The sequence below is a fragment of the Arthrobacter sp. 147(2020) genome, assembly GCF_013116715.1.
Taxonomy (GTDB): Bacteria; Actinomycetota; Actinomycetes; order Actinomycetales; family Micrococcaceae; genus Arthrobacter_D.
This window is the reverse complement of sequence record NZ_JABFOM010000006.1, coordinates 55,179-67,775: the sequence shown is the minus strand read 5'-3', so window position 1 is coordinate 67,775 and position 12,597 is coordinate 55,179. Positions and strand designations below refer to the sequence as shown.

General features: G+C 63.1%; 12 protein-coding genes and 2 tRNA genes. 10 read left to right on the top strand and 4 right to left on the bottom strand.

The window, feature by feature from the left end:
- The first annotated feature begins 39 nt into the window (after positions 1 to 39).
- Positions 40 to 115: transfer RNA gene (locus HMI58_RS06405), tRNA-Asn, on the top strand.
- Between the two features lie 86 nt (positions 116 to 201).
- On the top strand, positions 202 to 1,671 hold the full coding sequence (locus tag HMI58_RS06400) for an SDR family oxidoreductase (RefSeq protein ID WP_171618549.1): 1,470 nt from the start codon (positions 202 to 204) through the stop codon (positions 1,669 to 1,671).
- A 97-nt stretch (positions 1,672 to 1,768) separates the two neighbouring features.
- Here the strand turns inward: HMI58_RS06400 and HMI58_RS06395 are convergent, their stop codons facing one another.
- Positions 1,769 to 2,989: a multidrug effflux MFS transporter gene (locus HMI58_RS06395; RefSeq protein WP_171618548.1), complete on the bottom strand. Its 1,221-nt coding sequence runs from the start codon at positions 2,987 to 2,989 to the stop codon at positions 1,769 to 1,771.
- A 324-nt stretch (positions 2,990 to 3,313) separates the two neighbouring features.
- On the opposite strand from HMI58_RS06395, the gene HMI58_RS06390 reads away from it, so the two are divergent.
- The 5 genes from HMI58_RS06390 to HMI58_RS06370 all read left to right on the top strand — a co-directional run bounded on the left by HMI58_RS06390 (position 3,314) and on the right by HMI58_RS06370 (position 7,175).
- Positions 3,314 to 4,117, top strand: a complete 804-nt coding sequence (locus tag HMI58_RS06390) for a phage holin family protein (protein WP_171618547.1) — start codon at positions 3,314 to 3,316, stop codon at positions 4,115 to 4,117.
- Between the two features lie 74 nt (positions 4,118 to 4,191).
- Positions 4,192 to 4,839, top strand: coding sequence for a CDP-alcohol phosphatidyltransferase family protein (locus HMI58_RS06385; RefSeq protein ID WP_318779150.1), 648 nt, complete (start codon positions 4,192 to 4,194; stop codon positions 4,837 to 4,839).
- A 51-nt stretch (positions 4,840 to 4,890) separates the two neighbouring features.
- Complete coding sequence (locus tag HMI58_RS06380) at positions 4,891 to 5,784, top strand: DMT family transporter (protein ID WP_171618546.1); 894 nt, start codon at positions 4,891 to 4,893, stop codon at positions 5,782 to 5,784.
- A 58-nt stretch (positions 5,785 to 5,842) separates the two neighbouring features.
- The gene (locus tag HMI58_RS06375) at positions 5,843 to 7,039 is read left to right on the top strand and encodes a glycosyltransferase (protein WP_171618545.1); all 1,197 of its coding nucleotides are present in this window, start codon (positions 5,843 to 5,845) and stop codon (positions 7,037 to 7,039) included.
- A 62-nt stretch (positions 7,040 to 7,101) separates the two neighbouring features.
- A tRNA-Ile gene (locus HMI58_RS06370) sits at positions 7,102 to 7,175 on the top strand.
- A 67-nt stretch (positions 7,176 to 7,242) separates the two neighbouring features.
- On the opposite strand, the gene HMI58_RS06365 is transcribed toward HMI58_RS06370, so the two are convergent.
- Together HMI58_RS06365 and HMI58_RS06360 are read right to left on the bottom strand one after the other, a co-directional pair.
- Positions 7,243 to 7,689: a DUF5956 family protein gene (locus HMI58_RS06365; protein WP_171618544.1), complete on the bottom strand. Its 447-nt coding sequence runs from the start codon at positions 7,687 to 7,689 to the stop codon at positions 7,243 to 7,245.
- Between the two features lie 63 nt (positions 7,690 to 7,752).
- Positions 7,753 to 8,076, bottom strand: a complete 324-nt coding sequence (locus HMI58_RS06360) for a DUF6504 family protein (RefSeq protein ID WP_171618543.1) — start codon at positions 8,074 to 8,076, stop codon at positions 7,753 to 7,755.
- Between the two features lie 231 nt (positions 8,077 to 8,307).
- Between HMI58_RS06360 and HMI58_RS06355 the strand changes: the two genes are divergently transcribed.
- Positions 8,308 to 9,498, top strand: a complete 1,191-nt coding sequence (locus HMI58_RS06355; RefSeq protein WP_171586283.1) for an acyl-CoA dehydrogenase family protein — start codon at positions 8,308 to 8,310, stop codon at positions 9,496 to 9,498.
- A gap of 66 nt (positions 9,499 to 9,564) precedes the next feature.
- Here the strand turns inward: HMI58_RS06355 and HMI58_RS06350 are convergent, their stop codons facing one another.
- On the bottom strand, positions 9,565 to 10,134 hold the full coding sequence (locus HMI58_RS06350; RefSeq protein ID WP_171618542.1) for a M23 family metallopeptidase: 570 nt from the start codon (positions 10,132 to 10,134) through the stop codon (positions 9,565 to 9,567).
- Positions 10,135 to 10,563: 429 nt separating this feature from the next.
- Here HMI58_RS06350 and rpsB point away from each other — a divergent pair, with 429 nt between their 5' ends.
- Together rpsB and tsf are read left to right on the top strand one after the other, a co-directional pair.
- On the top strand, positions 10,564 to 11,490 hold the full coding sequence (rpsB, locus tag HMI58_RS06345; protein ID WP_171586281.1) for a 30S ribosomal protein S2: 927 nt from the start codon (positions 10,564 to 10,566) through the stop codon (positions 11,488 to 11,490).
- Between the two features lie 107 nt (positions 11,491 to 11,597).
- A complete protein-coding gene (gene tsf, locus HMI58_RS06340) occupies positions 11,598 to 12,434 on the top strand; it encodes a translation elongation factor Ts (RefSeq protein ID WP_171586280.1) in 837 nt (278 codons plus the stop codon).
- Positions 12,435 to 12,597: the final 163 nt, after the last annotated feature.

The window sequence follows — 12,597 nt, the reverse complement described above, 5'->3', positions numbered from 1 at the left end:
CTTACCCGCACTTGGTATGTAAAGTTGTATCTGCTGCTTTCCTCCGTAGCTCAATTGGCAGAGCATTCGACTGTTAATCGAAGGGTTACTGGTTCAAGTCCAGTCGGAGGAGCCACCAAACCCCTTCCCACCAGCTTCGTGCTGGCGGGGAGGGGTTTTCTTTTGTCGTGAGTCACCCCGCGTGGGGCGTATTCTGAGGAAATGGAACAAGACAGCAAACTGATCTTAGTCACCGGCGCTACCGGGTACATCGGTGGCCGGCTGGTCTCCCGTCTGGTCGCTGAAGGCCACACCGTCCGTGTGCTGGTGCGCTCCCCGCAGAAGCTCAAGGATGTTCCCTGGACCTCCTCGGTGGAAGTCGTGGAGGGCGACCTCGAGGATGAGGAATCACTCAGGAAGGCCTGCGAGGGTGTCGACACCCTCTACTACCTGGTCCACTCGATGGGCACCGGTAAAGGTTTCGAGACCAAAGAGTCCAAGATCGCCTCACTGGTTTCCAGCGCCGCGACGACGGCCGGCGTGACACGGATGGTCTACCTGGGCGGGCTGCACCCCGCGAACGTGAAACTGTCCACCCACATGCGCTCCCGCGAGGAAGTGGGGCGGATTCTGCTGGAGTCCGGGACGCCGACCATCGCCTACCAGGCCGGAGTGGTGATCGGATCCGGTTCCGCGTCGTTCGAAATGATCAGGCACCTCTCCGACGTCCTCCCGGTCATGCCGGCACCCAAGTGGGTGCTGAACCGGATTGAGCCGATCGCGGTGCGCGACGTCCTGCACTACCTGCTCGGCGCGCTCACCCTCCCGACGGACCTGAACCGGACCTTCGACATCGGCTCGCGCAACGTGCTGTCCTATGCCGACATGATGAACCAGTACGCTGTCGAGGCGGGCCTGCCGCGGCGCAAGATCTTTGCCCTGCCCGTACTGACCCCCCGCCTTGCAGGCCACTGGGTCAACCTGGTCACCCCCATCCCGCGGGTGATGGCCATGCCACTGATCGAGTCCCTGCAGCACGATGCGATCACCGCCGAGCACGACATCGACGACTACCTTCCCGCGCCCGACGGCGGCCTAACCGACTACCGCACAGCGGTGAGCCTGGCGCTGGGCAAGGAACGCGGGGGAGAGGTGGAAACCAGCTGGGCCGGGGCCTCACGGGTGGACACCGCAGCCGATCCGCTCCCCACCGACCCGGAATGGGCTGGCCACACGGTCTTCACCGACGTCCAGGTCTACCAGTCCAAGGCGTCACCCGACCGGCTCTGGAAGGTTATCGAGGGCATCGGCGGGGACAACGGCTGGTACTCCCTGCCCGTCGCCTGGGCCGCCCGTGGCTGGATGGACAAGCTGGTGGGCGGCGTCGGGCTGCGCCGCGGCCGGCGCCACACCGATCAGCTGCTGACCGGCGACCCGCTGGACTTCTGGCGGGTCGAGGAAATTGTCCGGGGTGAGCGGCTGCGCCTGCGCGCCGAGATGAAGCTCCCGGGCCGCGCCTGGCTGGAGATGTCGGTGCGCCCCGACGGCATCGGCAGCGAATACACCCAGCGTGCGGTGTTCTTCCCGAGGGGACTCGCTGGCCGGTTGTACTGGCTGGGCGTGCTCCCGTTCCACGGCACCATCTTCAAGTCGATGGCCCGCAACATTTCCAGCAAGGCCGAGCGGAGCTAAACCAAAACTACCCCTGCGCCGTCTGGCGCAGGGGTAGTTTGTTCTACTTCACGGATTGGCACTGCAGTTACCAGCTACTGCAGTTACCGGTTACTAGCTACTGCAGGGCGGGGACGGTCCGGGGCCGGACCACCGTCCACAGGAACACCACTGCGGCGCCGATGCAGACCGCCATCACTCCACCCATGGTGGTCGCCGAGACACCGAGCAGGCCGACCACCGGGGAGATCGCACCCGCCAGACCGAAGGTGACGGCGCCGAGGAGCGAGGCGGCGGTTCCGGCCTGGGCACCGTGGTTGGCCAGCGCCAGCACCTGCACGCAGGGGAACGTGAATCCAGCCGACATGATGTAGAACCAGAGCGGCACCATGATGCCCCACAGGCCGAACCCCAGCTGGGCGAAGAGCACGATGAGCAGCGACATCAGGAGCATCGACGCGGTGGAGTACACCATCACCCACTGGGGTCCGATCCGCCGCAGGACCCTGGCGCTGATCTGCACGCCTGCCACAATGCCGAGCGAGTTCACGGCGAACAGCAATCCGTACTGCTGCTCACTGAAGTTGTAGGTGCCCTGGAACAGGAACGGCGACGCCGACAGGTAGGAAAACAGTCCAGAGAAGTTCATGCCGCCCACCAGCAGGACGCCGATGAAGATCCTGTCGGTGAGAACCGCACGGTAACGCTGCAGTGCGGTGGCACCCGAGTTTCCACGCCGGCCCGCTGGCAGCGTTTCGATGAGGAACACCCACGCAGCGATGATGACGAGCACCCCGTAGGCCGCGAGGAACCAGAAGATCCCCGGCCAGGGCATAACGAGCAGCAGCGACGATCCGATCACCGGCGCGAAGATGGGTGCCAACCCGTTGACGAGGGCCATGTAGGAGAGCATTCTCACCAGCGGGTATCCGCTGAACAGGTCGCGCAGCATCGCCATGGCGACCACGCCGCCTCCGGCAGCGCCGATGCCCTGCAGCACCCGGAAGACCATCAGCATGGTGATGTCCGTAGCCATTGCAGCGCCCAGGGAGGCCAGGATGTGGACGCTGGTCGCGAGAATCAGCGGGACCCGGCGCCCCACCTTGTCGCTGAGCGGGCCAACAATCAGCTGCCCGACGGCGAACCCCACAATCGTGCCGGTCAGGGTCAGCTGTACAGCTGCCTCGGTCACACCGAGATCGCTCTGCAGGGATGGAAACGCCGGCAGATACAGGTCGATGGTGAACGGGCCCAGGGCGGTGAGGGAGCCGAGGATCACTACATAGATCAGTTTTTGGCGCCGGGTCAGGGAATCTCCGGGGTGGGTCACGGTGCTCAACTGGTGCCTATCCGACCAAGGTCTTACCTTGCGTCACGGGTGGCCGGGAGGCCTCGAAGGATGGTTGTGTCGACTACCGCTGGGTTGGCGCGCTGAATCTCATCCAACAAAAAAAGGGGGGAGGGACAACGGACCACGATGTCGCCTATACCATCTTAGGCTGGAACGCCCACCACCTGTCACTACCCTGTCACTAAGGGTGCTTGCTATTGACGTAGGCTTACGCACGAGGCATTAGCCGGTCAATGGTAATTTTAGGAAAAGGTTTACGCAGCTTGCAGGTCCGCCGAGGCGGCCTGTTAGACGAGGGATGGAGGCAGAGCTATGGATAGCTCCGCTAGCGCACGAGGCACGGGAACTTCCAACAAGCCATCGGTCTTTGGGCTGATCAAGCTGCTGGCCAGGCTGACACCACGACAGTTCGGCGACGAACTCTCGATGGCGCTCGAGCAGATGAAACAGAAGGGCGTCAAGGCCGGGATCGCCGCGGCGTTCCTCGCGGTGGCGGTACTCTTCCTCGCCTTCCTCTCCGTCGCACTGATCGCCGCAGCGATCCTAGGCCTTTCCACCATCATGGACGGCTGGCTGGCCGCGCTGCTGGTTGCAGGACTGTTCCTGGTGGTCGCTGCCATCGCCGCACTGATCGGTGTCTCGCGATTCAAGAAGGCACTACCGTTGCTGCCCGAGGATGCCATTCGTGGCGTGCGCTACGACATCGGCGTGCTGCGCGAGGGTCGAAGCTTCGATCCCGCAACGCTCGACGTCAAGAAGCCCAAGGAAGAAAAGGCCGACGACAAGCCCGAGGATAGCAAGCCCAAAGAGCCAACGCCGTCGTACGGCGAGCTGCGCCGCCGCTCCGGCACCCGCCGCGACCACCTGGCCGAGCTCCGCGACGAGCTGGGGCGTGGCCTCGATGTCAAGTCGCTCTGGAACCGCACCAAGGCCTCGGCCAAGACCGGGGCGGACCGTCTCTCGGAGCAGGCCCGATCAGTGATCCCCGCACGCACCTCCGCCGACAGTGAGCCCTCGCACAACGTAAGCCTCGCCGACCGCTGGAAGCCGCTCTCGGTCGTGGCCGGCTCGGTGGCGGCGATTGTCGTCATGGTGAGGAAACTGGTCTCCCGCTAGCGGGCACCCGCCGCGGTCCCGGACTTAGCGTCCAGGACACCGTCTCTACCTGCATAATGGAGGTGGAGGGGATAGTGATCAGACTCATTGGGGCCGGGGCCAGACCGGGGCACGAGAACAACGAACTAACCACGTTCTGGACACTGCCCAATATCGTGACGGTAGTTCGGTTCCTGGGGGTTCCGCTCTTCGTCTACTTCATCGTGCAGAACGAAGACGCCCTTGCGGTGATCACCCTCGTCGTCCTCGGGTCGACCGACTGGATTGACGGGTACATCGCCCGCCGCTTCGACCAGGTGTCGACAGTGGGGAAATGGCTTGATCCGATTGCCGACCGCACCGCCCTAATCGTCATTGCCGTCACCTTCGTGGTCGACGGGATAGCGCCCGCCTGGCTGGTCTGGACCATCGTGATTCCCGATGCCATCCTCATCCTGAACGCGTTGATCCTGTTCCGGGGTCCGCTCCACCTCCCGGTCACCAACGTCGGCAAAATCCGTACCGCACTGTTGCTGATCGGTTCGCCGATGCTGCTGCTCCACCGGGTGCCGGGCTTCGACCTTGACTGGCTGATAGTGACAGCCCACATCCTCCTGTTTCTGGGCTGCGTGGGGCATCTCATCGCGTTCTACGGGTACTTCACCGCAGCGCACCGGAAGTATCGCTCGGAGGGTAGATCCGAAGGATCCTCCCGGGCTGGTGCGGCTGATGCCCCCCAGTAGCCTTCGCCGCACCCCGGTTCCCGGGCGCCTCCGCCGCGTTAAAGTTGGCGCATGGTCTGGCTAGCCATCCTCCTCGCCCTCATCGGGGCCTGTTTCCTCGCCGTCGGGGCGCAGCGCCAGGGGAGCGCGGTGCGATCCAACACGGGTGGACTGTCCCTGAACTCGAAGGGATTCGTCCGGCTGCTGCGCAACCCACGCTGGGTCCTGGGACTTATCCTGCTGGTAATGGGGATGGCCCTGAACGTGGTTGCCCTCAGCATGGCCAGCCTCACCGTTGTGCAACCAATCGGCGCGATCGCGCTGGTCATCACCACAGTGGTCAATTCCAAGGACCAGGGCATCAGGCTCAACCGGGCCACCGTCGTCGCCATCGCCGCCTGCGTGAGCGGTAGTGCAGTATTTGTCCTGCTGGCCGTTAACGTCACCCGCGAAAACCATTCAGTACTCCCCGAGCAGGAGCTCGTCACGGTGCTCCTGCTCGCCGTCGCCGTCGCCGTGTTTGGTTCGTTGGCGGTGATGTTCCGCCGGCGTCTTGGTGCCTTCGCCTACATCCTCGGTGCCGGAGTCCTCTTCGGGTTCGTGGCGGTCCTGACCAAGATTATTGCTACCCACCTGCTGGACCCCAACGGCCGGTTCCTCCTCAATGTGCCGCCCTACACGCTGATCGCCATCGCTGTGGCTGCGGCGCTCGGGTCCTGGTTTGTGCAGAGCGCCTACGCCACCGGCCCGCCCGACCTGGTCATTGCGGGGCTGACCGTGATCGACCCTATTGTCGGCATCGCGATCGGCATTGTGATTCTTGGTGAGCTGGAACCCGACGTGGAATCAGTCATCGCAATTGCCATGGGGATGGCCGCTTTGGTTGCTATTGTGGGGGTCATTGCGTTGTCCCGCCATCATCCCGATGTGGTGCAGCGGCAAAAAGAACTACGACGCCGGCGCTAGCTGAGGCAGACTCCGCCCAGCCGCCCCAATCCGCCAGTAACCCACAGAGGAACCCACCGTGAGCCACCCGGCAGATAAATTACCGTTGACGATCCTGATTGCCGCAGAGACCTATCCGCCCAACATCAACGGCGCAGCCCAGTTCGGCTACCGGCTGGCAAAGGGAATGCATGCGCGCGGCCATGACGTCCACGTTCTGGCGCCCAGCACCCAGAACGGGAAAAGCTTCACCGAGGCCGGCGGCGAGTGGCCGGTGCACCGGCTGAAGTCCCACGCCGTCCCCACTCACGACTACTGGCGAATCTGCCTCCCGTGGGAAATCAAACGGGATATCAGCATGCTCTTCGACCGGGTCCAGCCCGACGTCGTCCACATCCAGTGCCACTACATGGTGGGGGAGTACACCCTTTACGAAGCGGTGAAACGCGGCATCCGTGTCGTCGCTACCAACCACTTCATGCCGGAGAACCTCAATCCGTTCCTGCCCTTCCCTGAGTGGTTCAAGAAGATCGTCGCCAAGAATTCCTGGCGCGACATGGGCAAGGTCATGGGCAAGGCGGCTGTTGTCACTACGCCGACCCCGCTCGCCGCGAAGGCGATGCACGAGCACGCGTTCCTGCGCAAGGTGGTCCCGCTGTCCAATGGCATCGACTCGGCGGCGTATGAGCTCAATCCCGGTGAATCGCTCGAACCCCAGGACTATCCGACTGTTCTTTTCGTGGGTCGGCTTGCCGAGGAAAAGCATGTCGATGTCCTGATCGATGCGGTAGCCAAAACGCCGCCATCGCTCAATGTCCACCTCGAGATCGTGGGCGGCGGCGAGGTGAAGGCGGCTCTGCAGGCGCAGGTGGCGCGGCTGGGTCTCGGCGGGAGAGTGGTCTTCCGCGGTCTGATCACCGACGAGGAGCTGCGGCAGGCGTACCTGAGGGCCGCCATCTTCTGCCAGCCCGGTACCGCCGAACTCCAGTCGCTGGTGACCCTGGAGGCGATGTCCGCGTCAACCCCGGTACTGTTGGCCAACGCCATGGCCCTGCCGCACCTGGTGGACCACGGGGTGAACGGCTACCTGTTCACCCCCCACGACAGCGCCGAACTCGCGGATCGCATCACGCAGCTCCTGAGCCTGCCCTCGGATGACCTCGACCGGATGGGCAAGGCGAGCCGCTCGATGGTGGACGTGCACTCCCTGTCAGCCACCCTCGCGACGTTCGAGGGCCTGTACTACGGTGACTCGCTGGATTCTGAAGCGGTCTAGCGGCGGTTAGCCGGGACCTGGAGTGTCGTTAGAATGAACAGTGCGCTTCGTGCGCACTGCGAGGGGCTGTAGCTCAGCTGGTTAGAGCAGCGGACTCATAATCCGTTTGTCCTGGGTTCAAGCCCCAGCAGCCCTACCGAAAAGAGCCCCTGGCCTGCGGAAACGCGGATCAGGGGCTCTTTGCTTTGGAGGTTGGGCGGCAGCTAGCTGTATAGAGATGCCAACGTGTCGACGATCTGCGGAAGGAACTGGGACGGACGACGAGCATCGGGGGTCTTATCGGCGATTGCCTGATTGAGGATCGACCAAAACTCTCGTTCGTTCCTCACGCTGTGAGGTAGGCGGATGTACCAAGTGAATCCGCGGGGGCGCGGCGGTATGCCTGCTTCCGAGAGGTACATATCGACGTCGTCATCCGACTCCTGACGACCCTCGAGCGTCAGGGGCAGTTCATGCGTTGTGGTGACGCCACCCGCTGTGACAGTTTGGACCACCTGTTCCTGATCCGACTGGCCCGGGTGTCTCATGAGGTTGCGAGATTCGGAAGCCCAGAGAACGAGTGCTCCCCAGCCGTTATCTGTCGCTTCGATCCAGGCGTCACGATTTGGGGCAGCAGCTAACGCGACTTCAGCCCATCTGTTGAGAGTCATCAAGTCCTTCTCTAGGCCACCGGCACCATGCTCACTCGACTAAATTGCTTAGTTCCGCCTAATCTACTCAGCTCCGGCGATCCTGCGCAGACGCCAACCGTCGGTCTGTGGATCTGAGCTGATATCGAACTCAAGGGTGGGGGAGACCGGGCCGGTTTGGGCCTGGAACCTCCACGCCTGCTTGGTGATCAGACTGCCCTGCCCGTTCGCTGGGGTGTTTCCTGGCTCCCACCAGCTGCGGGAACTGGACCAGCTCACCGGTTCTCCAACTGCCTGCCAGATCCTGCCCCGCCACCGCATCGCCAGGGGCGCACCGCTGCTGCTGAACCTCACGTCCACCTCGTCGTTGACCGTCCGTATCCCAGCTTCCGTCGATTGTGCTGTCATGTGTGCGCCACCCTTCACCCGTGATCGGTTCCCTTGTCAGAGTTAAAAGTAGAACACATATTCGATAAATATGACCCCTTCAGGAGTGATGCAAAATGTGTCGTGTAGGCGGGGGATTCGTGGTGGCCGGGAACATGCGGGCGCTCTTGGCTGTGCGTTGCCCAATTGGCAGGGAAGTTACTCGTGGGTAACATAGTCGTCAGAACTACTGGACGACCCAAAGGACACCCCATGAGCAAGCCGGTCATCGATGTCAACAACCTGCCGTACGCCGACGGCGACTTTTACTCCTTCGAGGCGCTACTGAGCCAGAAGGAACGAGACCGGCTGGACGAGGTCCGTCAGTTCCTCAACACCGAGGTGAAGCCGCACGCGACCGGATGGTGGAACGAGGCAACCTTCCCTCAGCACCTCATCCCGAAGCTCGCCGAGTTGGACGTGATGAGCCCCGTTCGCCGCCAGGGCTACTCCAACCTGTTCGCCGGTCTGGTGCACGCCGAATTCACGCGCGCCGACACCTCAATTGCCACCTTCATGGGCGTCCACGATGGCCTGTTCACCGGGTCAATCGAGGAGCTCGCCTCGAAGGAGCAGCAGGAAGCCTGGCTGCCGGATATCTACTCGATGAAGAAGATCGGCGCCTTCGGCCTGACCGAGCCCCTGGGCGGGTCCGATGTCGCCGGCGGCACACGCACCACAGCGCGCCGTGAGGGTGACAACTGGATCCTCAACGGGGCGAAGCGATGGATCGGCAACGCCACCTTCTCCGACTGGGTGGTCATCTACGCCAGGGACCTCGCCGACAACCAGGTCAAGGGTTTCCTCGTCGACACGAAGCTCGAGGGCTACCGCGCCACCAAGATCGAAAACAAGATCGCCCTGCGCTCGGTCGAAAATGCTGACATCACTTTGGACAACGTGGTAGTCCATGACGACTTCCACCTCAAGGGTGCCAACAGCTTCAAGGACACCAACAAGGTTCTGAAGGTCACCCGCCTGTCGGTTGCCTGGCAGGCAGTGGGCCAGCAGCTTGCTGCGTTCGACGTCGCCCGCCGCTACACGGTTGAGCGCCACCAGTTTGGGCGTCCCCTGGCCTCCTTCCAGTTGGTCCAGGCTCAGTTGGTCGAGATGCTGGGCAACACGGTCAGTTCAATGGGCATGATGGTTCGGCTGGCCCAGCTGGAGGATGAAGGCCAGGCCAAGGACGAACAGTCGGCGCTGGCCAAGGCCTTCACCACCGCACGGATGCGGGAGACAGTCGCGATGGGACGCAGCCTGCTCGGCGGCAACGGCATTGTGACCGACTACGAGATGGCCAAAATCTTCTCCGACGCCGAAGCCGTGTACTCCTACGAGGGAACCCACGAGATCAACACCCTCGTCACCGGCCGTTCGATCACCGGAATTGCCGCGTTCGTCTGATCCGGCACGCGCCAGCGTGCAAGGTTCCACTGCCGACCCTAACCCCAGCTGAGGTGAGGGTCGGCGTCAGGGGCCACGCAACGGCAGAAGGATCGACGGCCGGCGATCCGTGACGTAATTCAACGGATTCACATACTCCCCGTCGACCCGGACACCCCAGTGCAGACAGCTCGACGGACAGTGTGAACTGGCCCCGTGTGAACCGGCTCCCGTATCGAGGGTGCCGATCTGTTGCCCGTCCTGGACCGCCTGACCGCGGTCCAAGACGGCAGTGACCGGTTCGAAGCTGCTCAGCACCCCACCTCCGTGGTCCACGGTAACCACCGGCCGGTCGACCACCCAGCCAGCGAACACCACCCGTCCCGCCGCAGGACTGTTGACCCGGGCCGTCTCTTCCACCGCCAGATCGACACCGCGGTGTCCGGGCAACCACGGCTGCTCCGGCCGATCGAACTGCCTCAACACGACGGGTGTGGGGGAGAGCGGCCAGCTCCACGGTGGGGCATACTCTTGACCCGGCGCTGCTACTCCTTGCTCCCTCGGCGGGGAGGGGGCCGACGATCCAGTAATCACCAGCGCCGTGACCAGCAACGCTGCGACCAGAGTTGAGCGGTGAAGCCTTGATCCCGAGGTCATTACGACAGTGTGTCGCCGTCGGCCGAGGCGTGGGGAACCATCGAGGGGATTGTGGATATCCGCAGCGGACCGCCAAACCCGTCGGCGACCTGCCGGACCCCTCCAGTGACCTACCCCGGCTGCCCCTGACGCGTCCCGGGCGATGCCAGCCCTGTAGTACACTCGATACAGCAGTTTGCTGCGATTCCGCGTGCCCGGAGAACATCCGGGTAGGTACAGATCGCCAGTAGCTGACTACGCGTACTACGTTCCCCCGCAACCATTACGGAAGCGACGGGCACGGGTCCAACGGTCCGGACAGGAGTCCGGTGCTGGGCCAGTGGGTGAAAACCAACGGGTACCAGGAGTGACGTTCAACCCGAACGGAACACTAGCAACCGTCAACAGGCAGAACAGGCGCCTTGCGCCCTGCCGATAGAAAGGAACGACATGCCAGTCGTTACCATGCGCCAGCTGCTCGACAGCGGCGTACATTTTGGCCACCAGACCCGTCGCTGGAACCCGAAGATGAAGCGCTTCATCTTCACCGAGCGCAACGGCATCTACATCATCGACCTGCAGCAGTCACTGTCCTACATTGACCGCGCGTACGAGTTCATCAAGGCCACCGTCGCACACGGCGGCACTGTCCTCTTCGTCGGTACGAAGAAGCAGGCACAGGAAGCCATCGCCGAGCAGGCGACCCGCGTGGGCCAGCCCTACGTCAACCAGCGCTGGCTCGGTGGCATGCTCACTAACTTCCAGACTGTCTCCAAGCGTATCCAGCGCATGAAGGAGCTCGAGGAAATCAACTTCGACGATGTGGCCGGCTCCGGGCACACCAAGAAGGAACTCCTCCTCCTGCGCCGCGAACTCACCAAGCTGGAAACCAACCTCGGTGGTATCCGCAACCTGACCAAGGCTCCCTCAGTCGTGTGGATCGTTGACACGAAGAAGGAACACCTTGCCATCGACGAGGCCAAGAAGCTCGGCATCCCCGTCGTCGCGATCCTCGACACCAACTGCGATCCCGACGAAGTTGATTTCCCGATCCCCGGCAACGACGACGCCATCCGCGCCGTCCACCTGCTGACCCGCGTGGTCGCAGATGCCGTTGCAGAGGGCCTGATCGCCCGTCACAACCGCTCCGGTGGAAACGACACCGAGGCAGCAGCTGAGCCTATGGCCGAGTGGGAGCGCGAACTGCTTGGCGACAGCGCCACCCCGGCAGCCGACGCCGCACCTGCCGAGGCAGCAGCGGAAGAAGCACCAGCAGCATCCGCAACCGAGGAAGCCCCAGCAGCTGAAGAAGCTCCTGCCGCTACCGAGGAAGCCCCAGCAGCCGACGAAACTCCGGCAGCCGACGACAGCAAGTAACTGGATTCGGGGGTGCGGGTGAAAATCCGCACCCCCTTCTCCATGTGCCCAGGCGTCACCGCCTGCAGGCATAGCTCTTCTTAGACACAACATACTTAGGAGTTCATATGGCGAACTACACCGCCGCCGATATCAAGGCCCTCCGCGAGCGCACTGGCGCTGGCATGATGGACGTAAAGAAAGCCCTCGACGAGGCTGACGGCGATGCCGGCAAGGCTATGGAGCTCATCCGCATCAAGGGCCTGAAGGGCGCAACCAAGCGCGAAGGCCGTTCCACCGCAGAGGGCCTCGTGGCAGCCAAGGTCGACGGCAACGTTGGCGTCATGGTTGAGGTCAACTGCGAAACCGACTTCGTGGCCAAGGCTGGCCCCTTCGTCGAGTTCTCGAACAAGGTTCTCGCCGCAGCGATCGAGTCCGGTGCTTCCGACGTCGACACCCTCCTGGCCTACACGGTTGACGGCAAGCCTGTCTCCGAGCATGTCATCGAGGCTGGCGCGCTGCTGGGCGAAAAGGTAGCCATCCGCCGCCTGTCGCGCATCGAGGGCAACATCGTCGACGCGTACCTGCACAAGACCTCCAAGGATCTTCCCGCGCAGGTTGGCGTCCTGTTCGCCGTCGAGGGCGAAGGCGACGCTGCCAAGGAAGCCGCTCACGACATCGCGGTTCACATTGCTGCCTACTCGCCGACGTACCTCGTCCGCGACGACGTGCCAGCAGAACTGGTTGAAACCGAACGCCGCATCGCCGACGAGACCGCACGCGCCGAGGGCAAGCCCGAGGCCGCACTGACCAAAATTGTCGAAGGCCGTCTGACGGGCTTCTTCAAGGAGGGCGTGCTCGTGGACCAGGCATTCGCGAAGGATGCCAAGAAGTCGGTTGCGCAGGTGCTCACCGAAGCCAACGCCAAGCCAAGTGCATTCGCCCGGTTCCGGGTCGGAGCGTAGGTTCGAATAGGCCAGGCAGGTAGTTGAATGAAGGGGTGGTCACCGCGGTGACCACCCCTTTTTCCTGCCCTGACAACCTGTCAGCAGTTCCCGCGGGGGATCATTCAGTTGGCCCCCGCAACGTATTCTTTTAGCAACAACCCCACAAATGCCCTGGGAGGCA